The following is a 255-nucleotide window of genomic DNA, read 5'->3' on the forward strand; positions in this document are numbered from 1 at the left end:
CACATGCCCGGCACCATGTACACCACGAAGGCGAACACCGTCACTGCCAGTATGGTCCGGGTAACGGACAGGTGCTGCAGGGGACTGTCGTGCGCAAAGCGTATCTTGCCGATCAGGTACAGCCCCAACATCCCGAAGATGGCTATCCACAGGGCCAGGAATACTTCCCTGTCCAGCCAGTTCCAGTGGTAGGCAAGGTCTACGTTGGACAGGAACTTGAGTGCCAGTGCCAGCTCCAGGAAACCCAGTACTACC

Annotated in this window: 1 pseudogene; it reads right to left on the minus strand. The window is 58.0% G+C overall.

Annotated features, from left to right (window positions below):
* Positions 1-255, minus strand: a pseudogene (locus C5749_RS19440) (hypothetical protein); the annotation flags it as partial.

The organism is Sphingobacterium gobiense, from assembly GCF_002980575.1.
Taxonomy (GTDB): Bacteria; Bacteroidota; Bacteroidia; order Sphingobacteriales; family Sphingobacteriaceae; genus Sphingobacterium; species Sphingobacterium gobiense.